This window comes from Thauera sp. AutoDN2, from assembly GCF_051280715.1.
GTDB lineage: Bacteria > Pseudomonadota > Gammaproteobacteria > Burkholderiales > Rhodocyclaceae > Thauera.
Genome location: NZ_JBNCAR010000011.1, coordinates 1 through 15,137, shown reverse-complemented (window position 1 = coordinate 15,137; position 15,137 = coordinate 1). Strand labels below are relative to the sequence as shown.

At 64.9% G+C, this 15,137-nt stretch carries 16 protein-coding genes; 10 read left to right on the top strand and 6 right to left on the bottom strand.

Translation table 11 applies throughout. The features are described from left to right. The 4 genes from infB to rluB form a co-directional block, all read right to left on the bottom strand. Nucleotides 1–2,913, bottom strand: coding sequence for a translation initiation factor IF-2 (gene infB / locus ACPT9U_RS08405; RefSeq protein WP_435750577.1), 2,913 nt, complete (start codon nucleotides 2,911–2,913; stop codon nucleotides 1–3). Nucleotides 2,914–2,926: 13 nt separating this feature from the next. Then, nucleotides 2,927–4,402 (bottom strand): transcription termination factor NusA, encoded by a 1,476-nt coding sequence (gene nusA / locus ACPT9U_RS08400; protein WP_435750576.1) that lies wholly within the window; start codon nucleotides 4,400–4,402, stop codon nucleotides 2,927–2,929. 27 nt (nucleotides 4,403–4,429) lie between these two features. Further along, complete coding sequence (gene rimP / locus ACPT9U_RS08395) at nucleotides 4,430–4,864, bottom strand: ribosome maturation factor RimP (protein WP_435750575.1); 435 nt, start codon at nucleotides 4,862–4,864, stop codon at nucleotides 4,430–4,432. Between the two features lie 304 nt (nucleotides 4,865–5,168). Then, nucleotides 5,169–6,263 (bottom strand): 23S rRNA pseudouridine(2605) synthase RluB, encoded by a 1,095-nt coding sequence (gene rluB, locus ACPT9U_RS08390; protein ID WP_435750574.1) that lies wholly within the window; start codon nucleotides 6,261–6,263, stop codon nucleotides 5,169–5,171. Nucleotides 6,264–6,457: 194 nt separating this feature from the next. On the opposite strand from rluB, the gene ACPT9U_RS08385 reads away from it, so the two are divergent. The 10 genes from ACPT9U_RS08385 to ACPT9U_RS08340 all read left to right on the top strand — a co-directional run bounded on the left by ACPT9U_RS08385 (nucleotide 6,458) and on the right by ACPT9U_RS08340 (nucleotide 13,883). Beyond that, nucleotides 6,458–7,834: a tyrosine-type recombinase/integrase gene (locus tag ACPT9U_RS08385; RefSeq protein ID WP_435750573.1), complete on the top strand. Its 1,377-nt coding sequence runs from the start codon at nucleotides 6,458–6,460 to the stop codon at nucleotides 7,832–7,834. Nucleotides 7,835–7,870: 36 nt separating this feature from the next. Beyond that, nucleotides 7,871–8,197, top strand: coding sequence for a type II toxin-antitoxin system RelE/ParE family toxin (locus ACPT9U_RS08380; protein ID WP_435750572.1), 327 nt, complete (start codon nucleotides 7,871–7,873; stop codon nucleotides 8,195–8,197). Beyond that, complete coding sequence (locus tag ACPT9U_RS08375) at nucleotides 8,194–8,523, top strand: addiction module antidote protein (RefSeq protein ID WP_435750571.1); 330 nt, start codon at nucleotides 8,194–8,196, stop codon at nucleotides 8,521–8,523. Before ACPT9U_RS08380 ends, ACPT9U_RS08375 begins: the two co-directional genes overlap by 4 nt. 98 nt (nucleotides 8,524–8,621) lie before the next feature. Then, entirely contained in the window at nucleotides 8,622–9,641 is a 1,020-nt protein-coding gene (locus tag ACPT9U_RS08370; protein WP_435750570.1) for a hypothetical protein, read from the top strand. A 193-nt stretch (nucleotides 9,642–9,834) separates the two neighbouring features. Then, a complete protein-coding gene (locus ACPT9U_RS08365; protein ID WP_435750569.1) occupies nucleotides 9,835–10,050 on the top strand; it encodes a hypothetical protein in 216 nt (71 codons plus the stop codon). A gap of 12 nt (nucleotides 10,051–10,062) precedes the next feature. Further along, nucleotides 10,063–10,362, top strand: coding sequence for a hypothetical protein (locus tag ACPT9U_RS08360; RefSeq protein WP_435750568.1), 300 nt, complete (start codon nucleotides 10,063–10,065; stop codon nucleotides 10,360–10,362). Beyond that, nucleotides 10,355–12,157, top strand: coding sequence for a replication endonuclease (locus ACPT9U_RS08355; RefSeq protein ID WP_435750567.1), 1,803 nt, complete (start codon nucleotides 10,355–10,357; stop codon nucleotides 12,155–12,157). Before ACPT9U_RS08360 ends, ACPT9U_RS08355 begins: the two co-directional genes overlap by 8 nt. Before the next feature lies 1 nt (nucleotide 12,158). Next, complete coding sequence (locus tag ACPT9U_RS08350; RefSeq protein WP_435750566.1) at nucleotides 12,159–12,380, top strand: hypothetical protein; 222 nt, start codon at nucleotides 12,159–12,161, stop codon at nucleotides 12,378–12,380. Between the two features lie 94 nt (nucleotides 12,381–12,474). Then, complete coding sequence (locus ACPT9U_RS08345; protein WP_435750564.1) at nucleotides 12,475–13,368, top strand: hypothetical protein; 894 nt, start codon at nucleotides 12,475–12,477, stop codon at nucleotides 13,366–13,368. Between the two features lie 47 nt (nucleotides 13,369–13,415). Continuing rightward, nucleotides 13,416–13,883 carry a hypothetical protein gene (locus ACPT9U_RS08340; RefSeq protein ID WP_435750563.1) on the top strand — a complete coding sequence of 156 codons (468 nt, stop codon included), beginning with the start codon at nucleotides 13,416–13,418 and terminating at the stop codon, nucleotides 13,881–13,883. 148 nt (nucleotides 13,884–14,031) lie between these two features. Here ACPT9U_RS08340 and ACPT9U_RS08335 read toward each other — a convergent pair whose 3' ends face one another. After that, a complete protein-coding gene (locus tag ACPT9U_RS08335; RefSeq protein WP_435750562.1) occupies nucleotides 14,032–14,442 on the bottom strand; it encodes a type II toxin-antitoxin system HicB family antitoxin in 411 nt (136 codons plus the stop codon). A 33-nt stretch (nucleotides 14,443–14,475) separates the two neighbouring features. Continuing rightward, entirely contained in the window at nucleotides 14,476–14,658 is a 183-nt protein-coding gene (locus ACPT9U_RS08330; protein WP_435750561.1) for a type II toxin-antitoxin system HicA family toxin, read from the bottom strand. Nucleotides 14,659–15,137 lie beyond the last annotated feature (479 nt).

Below are 15,137 nucleotides of genomic sequence, written 5' to 3'. Positions count from 1 at the left end.
TTACAGGGTCCTCGCGACTTCCTTGATCTCGAACACCTCAAGCTGGTCGCCTTCATGGATGTCGTTGTAGTTCCTGAGCTGCAGACCGCACTCGTAACCGAACTTGACTTCCTTGACGTCGTCCTTGAAGCGCTTGAGCGATTCGAGCTCACCGGTCCACACGACGGTGTGGTTACGCAGCAGACGGACATGCGAACCGCGCCGCACCACGCCTTCGAGCACGTAGCAGCCCGCGATCGAGCCGACCTTGGAGATCGTGAACACCTGGCGGATCTCGACCAGGCCAATCACTTCCTCGCGTTTCTCCGGTGCCAGCATGCCGGACAGCGCCGCTCTTACCTCATCCACTGCGTCATAGATGATGTTGTAGTAACGGATATCGACGTCGAACGTCTCGGCCAGCTTGCGCGCACCTGCATCGGCGCGGGTATTGAAGCCGATGATGACTGCACCCGAGGCCTGCGCCAGGTTGACGTCGGATTCGCTGATCGCGCCCACCGCGCCGTGGATGACATTGACGCGGACCTCGTCGGTGGAGAGCTTCTGCAGCGATTGCACCAGCGCTTCCTGCGAACCCTGCACGTCGGCCTTGATGATCAGCGGCAGGGTCTTGACCTCGCCCTCCGTCATCTGGTCCATCAGCGTCTCGAGCTTCGCCGCCTGCTGCTTCGCGAGCTTCACGTCGCGATACTTGCCCTGGCGGAAGAGGGCGATCTCGCGCGCCTTCTTCTCGTCGGTGAGCGCAATCGCCTCGTCTCCGGCAGAAGGCACATCCGACAGACCGAGGATCTCGACCGGAATGGAGGGGCCGGCTTCCTCGATCTGCTTGCCATTCTCGTCCAGCATCGCGCGGATGCGGCCGAAGGTAGCGCCGGCCAGCAGCACGTCGCCTTTGCGCAGCGTGCCGGACTGCACCAGCAGGGAAGCGACCGGGCCACGACCCTTGTCCAGGCGTGCCTCGATGATCAGGCCCTTTGCAGGGGTATCCTTCGGCGCAGTCAACTCCAGCACCTCGGCCTGCAGCAGCACCGCTTCGAGCAGCTCGTCGATGCCGATACCCTTCTTGGCCGAAACCGGCACGAACATGGTGTCGCCGCCGTAGGCCTCGGGGATGACCTCTTCCGCGATCAATTCCTGCGTAACCCGATCCGGGTTGGCCTCGGGCTTGTCGATCTTGTTGATCGCAACGACCAGCGGCACACCGGCCGCCTTCGCATGGTGGATGGCCTCGCGCGTCTGCGGCATCACGCCGTCGTCGGCGGCAACCACCAGGATGACGATGTCGGTCGCTTTCGCACCGCGGGCACGCATGGCCGTGAACGCCTCGTGACCCGGGGTATCGAGGAAGGTGACCATGCCACGCGCAGTCTCGACGTGGTAGGCACCGATATGCTGCGTGATGCCGCCGAATTCACCGGCCGCCACCTTCGCGGTACGGATGTAGTCCAGCAGCGAGGTCTTGCCGTGGTCGACGTGACCCATGACGGTGACGACCGGTGCGCGCGGCAGGACTTCTGCGTCCTTGTGTGCTTCATGCTCTTCCAGGAAGGCATCCGGGTCGTCGAGTTTGGCGGCGACGGCAACGTGCCCCATTTCCTCGACGATGATCATCGCGGTTTCCTGGTCCAGCACCTGGTTGATCGTGACCATCGAGCCCATCTTCATCAGGGCCTTGATCACTTCGGTTGCCTTGACCGCCATCTTGTGTGCCAGATCGGCCACGGTGATGGTTTCGGGCACGTGCACTTCGCGCACGATCGGCTCGGTAGGCGCCTGGAAGTTGGTGCGATCGTCCTGCCGACGGGCATTTCGTCCACCACCCTTGCCCGCACCACGCCAACCGCTGCCCGCACCGACTTCGCCGCGCGTCTTCATGCCGCCACGGCGCTTGCTCGCCGCGTCGGCTTCGCGGGCCGGCGCCGCCGGGCTGCGCTTGCCCTCACGCGTCGCGGGCGCCTTGTCCTCGGTCTTGGCCGGACGATGCAGGGTGCCGGTGGTCGGCTTTGCCGCCTTGGCGGGCTCGTCCTTCTTCTGCTGTTCCGCACGCAGGCGGGCTTCCTCCTCGGCCTTGCGCGCCTCGGATGCTGCACGCGCCGCAGCTTCCCGCTCCTGTCGGGCGCGCAGGTCGGCTGCCTGGCGCTCCTTCAGCGCGCGCTGACGCTCCTCGTCGCGCTTTCGCGCCGCGATCTCTTCCTCGCTGAGGATCTCCGACAGCGGCAAGGGCTTGCTCAGAACGGTCGTGACGGCAGGCGCTTCGACCGGCGCCTCGCTGCGCGGCTTGCCACGCTTGCGATCGTTGCCTGCGGCCGTAGCAACGACCGGCTCGGCAGCTTCGGCGCTCTCGACCGCTGCAGGCACCTCCTGAGGTGCATCGGCCTTGGACTCTGCCTCGACGGGCGACTGCACTGGGGCCTCCGGCGCGACAACCTCAGCCACGTTCGCGGGCTCAGGCGGTGCAAGCTCGGCAACCGTCTCCTCAGGCGCTTGCGGAGCCGGAGCCTGCTCGACAGCAGCGACGGGCGCCAACTCGACCGGCGCGGAAACCTCACCAGCGACGGTTGCGGCAACGGCGTCTTCCGTCTCTGCGGCGACCGCCGCAGCCTGTTCGGCCAGTTCATCTCGCTTCACGAAAGTGCGTTTCTTGCGCACCTCCACTTGCACTGTGCGCGCACGACCGGTGGAGTCGGTGGCACGAATCTCGGTAGTTTCCTTCCGGGTAAGGGTGATCTTGCCCTTCGGTTGGGTGTCGCCGTGCGAACGCCGCAGAAATTCCAGCAGCTTCGCCTTGTCCTGTTCGGTCAGCAGATCCGCCGCACTGGTCTTCTCGACACCGGCGCGCTTCAACTGCTCGAGCAGCGCCACAGCCGGCATCTTCAGTTCGCCGGCAAACTGGGTCACGCTCATCTGTTCCATTACAGCCCTCCCATCATTCTTCGAACCAATGGGCGCGCGCAACGGAAATCAGCGCCTTGGCTCTTTCTTCGTCGATCCCGGCCATCTCGACCAGCTCGTCGACCGCAAGGTCGGCCAGGTCGTCACGGGTACGAATGCCCTGCTGGGCCAGCGTTGCGGCAAGGGATTTCTCCATGCCGTCGAGGTTGAGCAGATCATCGGAGACCTTCTCGATCTGCTCCTCGGTGACGATCGCTTCGGTCAGCAGCACATTGCGCGCACGGTTGCGCAGCTCGTTGACCGTATCCTCGTCGAAGGCCTCGATCTCCAGCATCTCGGCCAGCGGCACGTACGCCACTTCCTCGAGCGAGGAGAAGCCTTCCTCGATCAGGATGTCGGCGACTTCTTCGTCCACATCCAGCTTTTCCATGAACAACGCACGCAGGCCCTGCTGCTCTTGCGCGGTCTTCTCGGCCGATTCCTGCTCGCTCATCAGATTGATCGTCCAGCCGGTCAGCTCGGAGGCGAGCTTCACGTTCTGGCCGCTGCGGCCGATCGCGATCGCGAGGTTGTTCTCGTCGACCACGACATCCATCGCATGCGAGTCTTCATCCACGACGATGGAAACCACCTCGGCGGGCTGCAGCGCGGCGACCACGAACTGGGCCGGATCGGCCGACCACACGATGATGTCGATCTGCTCGCCGCCGATCTCGTTGCGCACCGCGGTGACGCGGGAGCCCCGGAGTCCGACGCAGGTACCGATCGGATCGATGCGCTGATCGTTCGACTTGACTGCGATCTTGGCACGCAGGCCGGGATCGCGGGCGCAGGCCTTGAGCTCGAGCAGTCCGTCCTCGATCTCGGGGACCTCGAGCTCGAAGAGCTTCATCAGGAATTCGGGCGCGGTACGCGACAGCACCAGCTGCGGGCCGCGGGCGCCGCGGTCGATGCGCAGCAGGAAGGCCTTGACGCGGTCGCCCACACGCAGGTTCTCGCGCGGGATCTGCTGATCGCGCGGCAGCACGGCCTCCATACGGCCGACCTCGATGATCGCGTTGCCGCGTTCCATGCGCTTGATCGAGCCGGAGACGAGAAATTCCTTGCGGTCGAGGAAGTCGTTGAGCACCTGCTCGCGCTCGGCGTCGCGGATCTTCTGCAGGATGACCTGCTTTGCGGCCTGGGCACCAATGCGCCCGAAGTCGATGGGCTCGAGCTCTTCCTCGATGTAGTCGCCGAGTTCGATGTCGGCACGCAGCTCACGGGCGTCGATGATGCCCATCTCGCCCTCGTCGTTGGTGACCTCCTCGTCGAGCATCACCAGCCAGCGGCGCTTGGAGGTGTAATCACCGGAATCGCGATCGATCGACACCACCACGTCAGCGTCGTCGTGGATGCGCTTCTTGGTCGCAGAGGCCAAGGCGGTTTCGAGCGCGGAAAAAACGATCTCCTTGGCGACGTTCTTCTCGCGCGCCAAGGCATCGACAAGCAGCAGAATCTCGCGGCTCATTTCAGTAAAACCTCCACATCCACAGTCTCAAAATTGGGGTACCAGGCGTGCTTTCTCGATGTCTTCGAAGGGCAGCAGGACTTCGCCCTTCTCGGTGCGCAGCGCCACCGCGCCGTCCTGCACCCGCTCGATCACGCCGACGAAATTGCGTTGGTTGCCGATCGGCAGGGAAAGGCGCACCTGGGCCTGCTCGCCGGCAAAACGTTCGAAGTCGGCCAGTTTCTTCAGCGGGCGATCCAGCCCCGGCGACGACACCTCGAGGCGGTCGTAATCGACGTTCTCGACCTCGAACACGTGCTGCAGCTGATTGCTCACCGTGGCGCAGTCATCCACGGTGATCCCGCGCTCGACGTCGAGGAACACGCGCAGCAACCGGCCTTTGGGCGAGAACTCGACATCCACGAGTTCATACCCCAGCCCCGTCACCACCTGTTCGATCAGCTGCTCGACATCTGCACGCATGTATTCCGTCCGTCCCTCATGCCGCGCCCTGCTGGCGCCACAAATAAAAAATGGGCGAAACGCCCATCAAACCATTGCTCCTGCCGGAAAAAACCGCTGGCACAACCGGATGGCATACAGAAGCTGTCGCGCGGCAAGAGGGCGCAAACAGGAAGCCATCCATCAAAGCCGCGAGAGTATACAGCGAAAGGACGTGCACGAGCAAACACGCAAAGCATGGTGCGCCACCGGCAGCCGAAGCTGCCGTAGCGACCACGCCTCGCGTGGGACGGGCTCTGCGGCCTCGCGCCGCCGCTGCGCGGGTTCAGCGCGGCTTCGAGGGGGCACGCACCTGCGTGCGATGCATCTTGACCGGGCGCTTCGCGCGCTCGTCCCGCTGCCGGCTCTGCTGCGGCGGTGGCAGACCCGCGAGCGCGCAGGCCTCGGCCTCGGGCATCTCCATCCACATGCCGCGCTTGAGGCGCGCAGGCAACTCTACGCTCCCGTAGCGCACGCGCATGAGCCGGCTCACGGTGAGGCCCACGGCTTCGAACATGCGCCGCACTTCACGGTTACGCCCTTCCGAAATCGTCACCCTGTACCAGTGGTTCGCGCCCTCTCCGCCCTCGTCACGCAGCACATTGAACTTTGCTGGACCATCCTCGAGCTGAATCCCGTCGATCAGGGACTTCGCCTGCTCCTCGCTCAAGGCACCGAGCACCCGTACGGCGTATTCGCGCTCGAGCGCGTAACGCGGATGCATCAGCTTGTTGGCAAGTTCGCCGTCATTCGTGAACAGCAGCAGCCCGGACGTATTGAAATCCAGCCGCCCCACCGCCAGCCAGCGCCCCTTGCGCAGCAGCGGGAGGCGCTCGAACACGGTCGGGCGCCCTTCGGGGTCCTCGCGCGAGACGATCTCGCCCTCCGGTTTGTGATAGATCAGAACCCGGGGCGAACGCTGGTTGAAGCGCAGCGGCACCAGTCGGCCATTGACCTTCACGCGGTCCCCCGGACCAATCTTCTGGCCAAGCGCAGCCGGCTCGCCATTGACCGTGATCCGACCCGCGACCACCCATTCCTCGATCTCGCGGCGCGAGGCAACGCCCGCCTGAGCCAGAACCTTCTGCAGGCGCTCGGGCTCGACCGGATCGGGCGGCGCACCGCGCCCTCCGGTCCTGCCGCCCTGCCCCCTGGCCTGAGCGGGTCGCGGCGCGCTCGGCGCATCCTGCGACCGTCCGCCCCCACGGGCGTCGCGCCGGCGGGACGGCACGCCGTCCTCGGACCACTCGCCCGTATCGCGGGCAGCGTGCACCTCCTGGCGGTCCGTGCGCGGCGCACGGGGGTCGCGATCGAGAACCTCGATCGCTTCAGACTTCTTCTTCAAGGGCGGGCGCAGTGGCCGGTTCGTTTTGCGAGACATCGATGAGGTCCATGATTCTGCTGAAACGCGATTTTCCTGATGTTGATCGGCGTTAATTGACGACTACAACCAGCAAGAAAAACATCAATAACTCCACATAAAGCAACAACTTACGCGATTCTCGTTGTATATTTTTGTTGATCTATACAGCACGAAAACCGCGTACACATCGGGTACACGCTCAGGAGCAGACCATGACCCGCGTCAACCTCACTGCGCACGGCATCTTCAAATTTGCCTGCCCCGACGAGAAGGCACAGGCTTTTCTCCGCGATACGAAAACACCAGGACTCGGAGTACGCGCAACCAAGAGCACCAAGGCGTTCATCTTTCAAGCCAAGCTGAAGGACGGTCGCACCATCCGGACCACAATCGGCGACGTGCGCGCCTGGGGCATCGACGACGCGCGGCGCGAAGCGCGCCGGCTGCAAATGCTGATCGACCAGGGACACGATCCGCGCGAAGTGCAGCGCGAAATAATCGCCGAAACGGCGGAGAAGAACGAACGCACCCGAGCGCGTCAAGCCCCCGCCCTTGAAGCGTGGGCGGAGTATATCGCCAGCCGCCGGCATCAGTGGAGCGAAACTTACGCCCTACAGCATGAGCAGGCCGCACAGGCCGGCGGAGAGCCGCGCCGGTATGGCAGGCAAGGCGAGACCATTCCCGGCATCCTGCGCCCCATCCTCGCGCGCCCGCTGCAACAGATCGACGCAGCAACGGTGCAAGCATGGTTGAAGACCGAAGCCACGATCCGCCCGACGCGGGCCCGCTTTGCCTTCGCCATCCTGCGAACGTTTCTCAACTGGTGCGCCGAACACCCGGACTACAAGGACATGGTGCAGCCAGGAGCGTGCGACTCACGCGCGGTGCGGCAAGAGCTGCCGAAGAAGAAGGCCCGTCAAGACGCCCTGCTGCGCGAGCAATTACCCGTATGGTTCGCAGCGGTTCGCGCGGTACGCAATCCCATCGCCGCTGCCTACTTCCAGGCGCTGCTGCTGACCGGTGCGCGATCTGGTGAGCTGGCTGGCCTCAAGTGGGAAGACGTGGATCTTGTATGGAACAGCATGACTATTCGAGACAAGGTGGAAGGCGAACGCACCATCCCTTTGACGCCCTACGTTCGCGAGCTGCTGCTGTCGCTGAAAGCCATCAACGAACGCCCAAGCAACGTGGTCGCACTCACCCCCGAGCCGCGCACCCGCAGCCGCACCAGCCCGAAGTCATCGCCCTGGGTTTTTCCTTCGACTCGCTCGCCATCAGGCAAGCGTGTAAATCCCGGCACGACGCATAAGCGCGCCTGCACCGCCGCCGGTATCGACCACCTCACGCTACACGGCCTACGCCGCAGCTTCGGCAGTCTGGCCGAATGGACCGAGACGCCCGCCGGGATCGTCGCGCAGATCATGGGTCACAAGCCCAGCGCGACCGCAGAAAAGCACTACCGCGTCCGCCCGCTAGACCTCCTGCGCATGTGGCACACCAAGATCGAAGCATGGATTCTGGAACAGGCCGGCATCGAGCAGCCCAACGAGAGGCAAGCAACGCCCGTCGCCGTGCACTCGACAACGTGAACGCCATCGCCTTTTTGTAATCTATAATCTACATCAATGATCGAGCTACGCGACTACGAGACCGAGGACGGCCGCATCCCCCTCAAGGAATGGCTGTCCGCCCTGGCAGATCGCACGGCGCGCGCCAGAATCGTTGCCCGCCTCGCACGCATGAGCGCGGGCAACTTCGGGGACTGCAAGCCGCTGGAGGGCAGCGTATGGGAACTTCGGATCGATCACGGTCCGGGCTACCGGGTCTATTACGCCAAGACCGGAAAGACCGTCGTGCTGCTGCTGATCGGTGGTGACAAGCGACGACAACACGCCGACATAGAAACCGCCACGGCCTACCTGAAGGACTGGAAAAGGAGAAACACGCGATGACGAAAGCATCCAGACCCCATGATGAAACCGTCGTTGAACTGCTGCGCGACGATCCCGGCTTTGCAGACGAGTATCTAGCCGAAAGCCTCGCCGCCATCGACGAGCCTGGAGGGCAAGAAGCGTTCCTGCAGGCGCTGCGACACATCGCGGAAGCGCAAGGCATGGCCGCGATCGCCGAGCGTGCCGGGCTTCCCCGCGAGAGCCTCTACAAGAGCCTCAGCGGCAAAGGAAACCCCACCCTGAAGACGCTTCTTGCCGTGCTCAGCGCCACCGGCCTGCGACTGGCCGTCACCAAGGCAGACCGGAACCACCCGGCGCACGCCTGACCGAGCATGCCGCGCCTACCTCGACGGGGGGAAAACCGGGTGCTCCTTCACCTGGCCGGCGCGGCACCCAAACGAAGGACCGCGATGGAGCGCCCCGCATGGAAAACACCAATCCACCGAAGCCCGCCCCGCTTGGCGGCTACCGCAACCCCTATGAGTTTCTGAGAGCCCCAGACGTAGAGGCGTGGCGGAAGATCGCCGATCTGAAGACGGCAGGCACCGTCACGGATCAGGCCGTTGAAGAGATTCGACAAGAGGGCCGCCGGGCGCTTTCATTGGCCATAGCCAATCACCGCGAAAACATCCGCGCACTTGCATGGAGAATGCTGCGGACCAGAGAGGCGCCACCTGTGGACATGCAGTACGAATTTCTCGCCGACAAGCGCGGGGACTGCGCGGTCTTGTCTCTGGTGTCGCTGATCGCCGCGGAAGTCACGGCCAACGACTACCCGCACGACCTGCCGTTTCATCCCGACGCGCACGAGCTAGCGGAAGCGATCAGCCGCAACCACCGCAGCGCGCTGCAGATCGTCAAGGACCGAATCCGGACGGGAGCGCTACCCGTCCGTGCCGTCACTGGCATTCCCGTCGCCTACAACGACGACCCCGCGGTGCTCGCTTGGTGCAACGACATCGAGGCGATCCGCCCGCCGCAAGCCCTGACCACAACCCTGGCCGATGCGCGCGCGCTGGTGCAGGCCATCGGGCTGAACCCGGTGCGCGAGCTGGCCGGGGAGTCAGCGCCAATTCCAGAGCAAGTTACCGAGCTGGCCGGCGAGCTGGCGCCACCTTCAGACCAAGTTCCGAACGTGCCCGCGAAAGAGGCGCCCCCCGACCTTGAGGCGCCAAAGCGGATAGGCCGCCGCCCAAAGGCAGCGTCCGGGCAGGCGCCGGACGAGAACGCAGCGCCCGCCACCGCTCCGAGCGACACCAGGGACGAAGCCCTGCGCGAATACGATGCCCTGCTTGCCGGAGGCTCTGGCAAGAACGAAGCGGCGCGGCAGGTGGCGGAAAAGTACCGCATCCCGCGCTCTACCCTTCGGGACCGAATCAAGAGGCGGGACGCCAACGCCAAGCGGCCGTGGGGAGCCCTCCTGAGCCAAGCACAAAGACGGTGAAGTAAGCCCGCCTGAGGTGGACGGATGGGTGGACGGCCGTCCACCTATCCGTCCACTTTCCGTCCACCGCGCCTCTGAAAGCCGCGCCATTGCTGGGTTCAGGTGGACGGATAAGTGGACGGAAGTGGACGGATTTGACCGTCCACTTTCCGTCCACCGAAGATGTTCTCGCCATCACCAACAGGCGACGAACATGCAAACCACCTGCCCCACCCCTGAAGCACCCGCCCTCCCCACCACCGACGCCGCCGCCTTCACGCTGACAACGGCGGAGTTCGCCGCCCGCCACGGCATCAAGGCGCAAAGTCTGCGCGTCCGACTGAGCAAGACGGGGCACTACTTCGGCGTGCGCCCGCTGAAGCTTGCAAACCGCCGCGTCTTGTGGCCTGACGTGATCGCCCGCGCCTGAGTCGTCACGGCGATGCAGCAACCTGCCACCTTGCCCACGCGCGACCAGATCGCCGCCCACCTGGAGCGCTTGCGCGCAGCCGCCGGGGGCGAGCGCTCGCCACTTGGGCGAGCCTGGAACCACGACATGCAGCGCCGCGAGCGCCTGTTCTGGGCAAGGGCTGCAGGACTGGGGCCGACCGACTCGCGCCGAGTGGCCTGCCTCGACTGGCAGATGGTGGAGCCAACAGCGCAGACGGCCATCCGCTGCGCGCTGGCACGCGCCGCCGACCGCGCCAAGCTGCTGTTGTCCGAGGGCAAAGCGGATGCTTGACCACGACGCCGCCGTCTTCCTGGAACTTAAGGTCGCGCCGCTGCCGCGCGGCTTTGCCGACCCCATCCGCAAGCGCTTCGTCGCCGACTATGCCCACGCGCTGGCGATCCCGGCCGGCACGGGTCGCCAGTCCGAGGCATTGCGCAACGCCAACATCATGCTGGCCCGCGTCACCAAGCGCGCCGCTGATGCATGGATCGACCCGACCGCCACCGACGCCGATATCCGTGAGATCGCCGCCGCCGAAGCGAAGGCAACATGGGCGCTTGCCGCCCGCAGCCACGACTCCGGCACGCTGCGATCTCGCATGGCGCAACGCTGCCTAGCGCGCGGCATCATCCCGCCTGCCGAGAACATCGCCGACATGCCCGCAATCCGCCGCATGACAGACGAGGGTTGGTGGAGGCGGAAAGTACGCCGCGCGCAGGGCGCGCTGGTTGAAGAGATCGCCATCGAGCTGGGCCTCGTCCATCGCAATCGGCAGTGCTACTGCAGCGACGAAACCGTTAAGCGCCGCCGCGCACAGACTCGCCGCAATGCCCTGACGCTGGAAAGCATTGAGCTTGAGAATCAGCACGGATTCTTAGCCACCGTGGCCGATCTTGCCGCCACGTCGGTATCTAACCCGAAGATCAAGCATGCCGAGCTGATGACGCGCATGTCCGGCTTTGAAAGCCTCGCGCGAAGCCTGGACTATGCCGCAGTGTTCATCACGATCACCTGCCCCAGCCGGTTTCATGCCGTGCTCGAGAACGGCCGCACCAACCCAAAGCACGATGGATCAACGCCTCGCGAAGCGCAGCATCACCTTGTCACCGCATGGGCAAAGTGCCGAGCAGCCCTGCACCGCCGCCACATCCGCCCCTTTGGTTTCCGCGTAGCCGAGCCGCATCACGACGGCTGCCCGCACTGGCATTTGCTGCTGTTCGTCCCGCCGGACCAGGAGAGCACGCTGCGCGACATCATCGCCCGCTACTTCCTGGAGCAGCACGACCCCGACGAGGCCGGCGCACGCAAGAACCGGGTGAAGTTCGTCGCCATCGACTACACCCGCGGGACCGCCGCGGGCTACATCGCCAAATACGTCTCCAAGGCCATCGACGGCGAACACATCGAAGACGGCGACCACTACGGTAACAGCGGCCGCAGTGCAGCCGAACGTGTCAAGGCATGGGCCGCAGCACATGGCCTGCGGCAGTTCCAGCAGATCGGCGGAGCACCCGTTACGCCTTGGCGTGAGCTGCGCCGAATCGAGCCGAGCGACGACCACCCCGAAGTCATCAAGGCCGCGCGAAGCGCTGCCGACGCGGGCAACTGGGCGCGTTACCTGGAAGTGCAAGGGGGACCGACTGTCGCGCGCAAAGACCTTGCCGTCACGCTCGCACGCACCCCCGAAGGATTCAGGCTTGATCCCGACACGGGCGAGACCTCACCCGCAACCAACCAATACGGCGAGGCGTCCGCCCCCGCGATTTTCGGTGTGTGCGACGCCGAAACCGGCGTGGCGATCTTGTCCCGCCGATTCCGCTGGACCACCCGCAGCACGCGCGAGCGTGACGGCTTGCGCGAAACCAGCGCGCACCCGCGGAGCGCGACCTGGCGCACCCCCGGCAAGGCCGAAGGCCGCGCAGCCGGCGCAGCCGGCGGAGCTTGGACTCGTGTCAACAACTGTACGCCCGAAGCCCCGGCCGCCTTGCCGTGGGCAGGCGAACAGGCCATTCCGGATGCCGCGCAAGCGGGCAGGGGTGGCCCATCCGCAGCACCACCCACCCCACCGCCACCCACAGGAGCCTGAAATGGACCCCCATAACGCCACCCTGCCCGAGCTGCAACGCGAGCTTTCCGACCTGGAAGGCCGAGCCGCGGAAGTGCGCGCCGCGATTGCGCTGCGCACGAATGCCCGTCCCGGCACCACCGCAACGACGATGCGCGACAGCCGCCTGACCATCGCCAACCTGAGCAACGCCGCCGGCAGCATCAAGCCCGACGCAGCCGGCACCCTTCTGACCGACTGCTGATCGACCCACCACAGGAGACCAAGCCATGCAAGCAACTGCAGAGCGCACCGAACACCAGGATGCCCCCGGCCTTTCCAATCTGAGCGAATTCATTGTGGCGCTGGATGCGTTGCGCAAGCGGCAAGCCAAGCACGACAAGGCGGCTACCAAGTCCATCCAGGCGGCCGCGCAGATCGAGGCCGCACAAGCAGCGGCCGAAGATGTCGCCAAGGCGCGAGCGGCAGCCGTCATCGCAGCCTGGACACGGGGCAAATCCGAGCTGACCGACGCGGAGCGCCGCCGCCTGGACGAAGAAGAGCGCCGCATCATGTCTCACGCGTGCGAGTTCGACATCACCGCCGAAGAGCTTCCGGCACTCAAGGCCCATCTTCAGCACGAAGCCGAAACACTGGCCGAAGAGTGGCGGAAGCTGCGCGAGATCGGCCGCCGTCTGGTTCTTGAGGCCATCGAGCAAGGCATCGAGCACCACAAAGCCAGCCTCGCTGATCCCCGCACCCAGATTTTCGAGATCGAACAACACCTGACGAAAATCCGCGACGCGTGCGCGGCCGGCGAGTATTTCCGCAACAACGCAGAGGGCCGCATGCCCCTTGGGCCGAGAAAGGCTAAGTCTCTTGTGGATGGCAAGGTGGAATGGACCGAGGCGCTTGGCGACCCCGGCGCACTCGACGCCAAGCACGACGTGGAAAACCTTCTCAGCCAGTATCGCAAGATTGCGAAGGTGAGCACCGAAGTCGACCGCAAGCACGCCTGGGAAATCGTGCGCTATTACGCGGACATGGGCGTGCCCATCTACACCCGAGAAGAACGCGACCTGGAGCAGAAAACCCACGTGTCGCCATTTGGGGCGCAGCGCATCGAGAAGTTCAAGCGAGGCGAGTTTGGGGACAACAAACACGGCACGATGGCGGCAGCCATGCGCCGCAGAATTGCCGAACTGGAAGAGGCAAGCGCCGCGCTGCGCGCGCTCCAGGCCAAGCCCCTCTGATCGAGAACGCCGCAATGTTTGGCCTACGCTGTCCGCACTGCGGGGAGATGTTCAAGAGCCACACCGAGCGATGGTCCGAACCGGCGCGGCAACGCCGCGCCGTGGTCGCCTGCAGCAACCCGCTTTGCGGCGCGTCTTTCCTGGCCGAAATTTCGCCCTACGAGGATCGCGACTTCGCGCCGATCAACGCGGGCGACCTGTTCAACTACCGCCGTGTGCGTGCTGCAGACCGCTTACCGAGTCAATGCTGTGACGGAGAAGTGCAGCTAACTCGAACAACGCGCGCCCTGATCGCGACCGCGCGCGAAATTCGCGCGGAGTGCCGCGCCTGTGGGAAGGTCACACGGATGATTGCCAGCCTGATCGCTGAGATATCGCCACCCTGGCAGGCTGGAAGCGTCCGCCCGCCTCCCCTTGCGCCTCCTTCAGCCGGTAATGCAACCGACCTGCAACAGACCGCAGTCAAAAAAGAACTGTGGATAACACGTCAAGCACAAAGACTCAAAAGGCGGTGAGTTTCCGCAACAAGTGTTGTATTTTTGCACACGAAGCGCGGGGGCGCGGCGGGGGAACGAGCGCGCGCAGGGGGTCCCCGCGCCCTTCGGCGCGGTGCGGTCTGGTGGCGTCCGAAAACGCCCGCTGCGGGATACTAGGGCGCGCAACTCAGGATGCGTGCGTGATCCGGTCAAGCGCGCTTTGGGCGAGAAAGCCGCTTCTGCTGCGGTACTCGGGATGACGCGAAACGAACTCGTCAATGCGACGGATGAGCGATGCCGGCAACGTGATGTTGATCTTCTCTGCCTTACCCAAGTACCGCGTCACGTCGACCTCGACCACCGCCCAAATCCAGCCGGCGTATTCCGGATTGGCTTGATGCTTGGCGAAGCTGCTGGCGACGGGAATCTCCGCATTGTCTTCAGCGAGGCCATCCAGATGAAAATCAATCGCCTCGCGCGCGTTGGCGATGGCCTCGTCAAGCGTATCGCCTGCAGAGAAGCAGCCGGGAATGTCCGGCACGACGACGCCGAAAGCGCGCAAGTCATCACCGGGTTCGATCGCAATAGGGTAGAGCATGGGGTTCTCCTGTCTGAACGCTGTCGGCCTGGATCACTTGAGGCCGGCTTGCTTGCGGATACTGTTCAAGGTGCCTGGGGGAAGGTCTTTGCGCGGATGCGTGATCGTCACGCGACCCGGCTTGGTAGGGTGCTTGAACTGGTGATGACTTCCACGGACGCCGACCAGAAACCAGCCGTCCGCCTGAATCATCCTAATGGCCTCTTGACTTGTCATTGATCGCCCACGGGGTTTGTTATGGTTATTATAACCACAAATCAACAAGCATCAACAAGCCCAGAGCTGCACAACCGACCCGACCGCCGAGCACCTGGAGCACCACGCGGATACCGCCGGCCCCGATCCGCTCGCCCCTCTGCCGACCACGCCCGCTGGGCTGCACCGCCGCCCGATCCGCGCGCCGGCCTCGCGCATCCGCCCCGGCCGCCGAGCACCTGGAGCACCACCCGGACACCGCCGGCCTCACTACCAGGGCGAGCACCCGACACCGCCCACCGCACCCGCCGGCCCCGATCCGCTCGCCTCACTGCCGACAATCCGCCCGCCGAGCTGCACCGCCGCCCGATCCGCGCGCCGCCCTCGCGCACCCGACCAGACCGCCGAGCACCTGGAGAACCACCCCGACCACCACCGGCCTCGCTACCAGGGCGAGCACCCGGCACCGCCCACCGCAGCCGCCGGCCCCGATCCCCTCG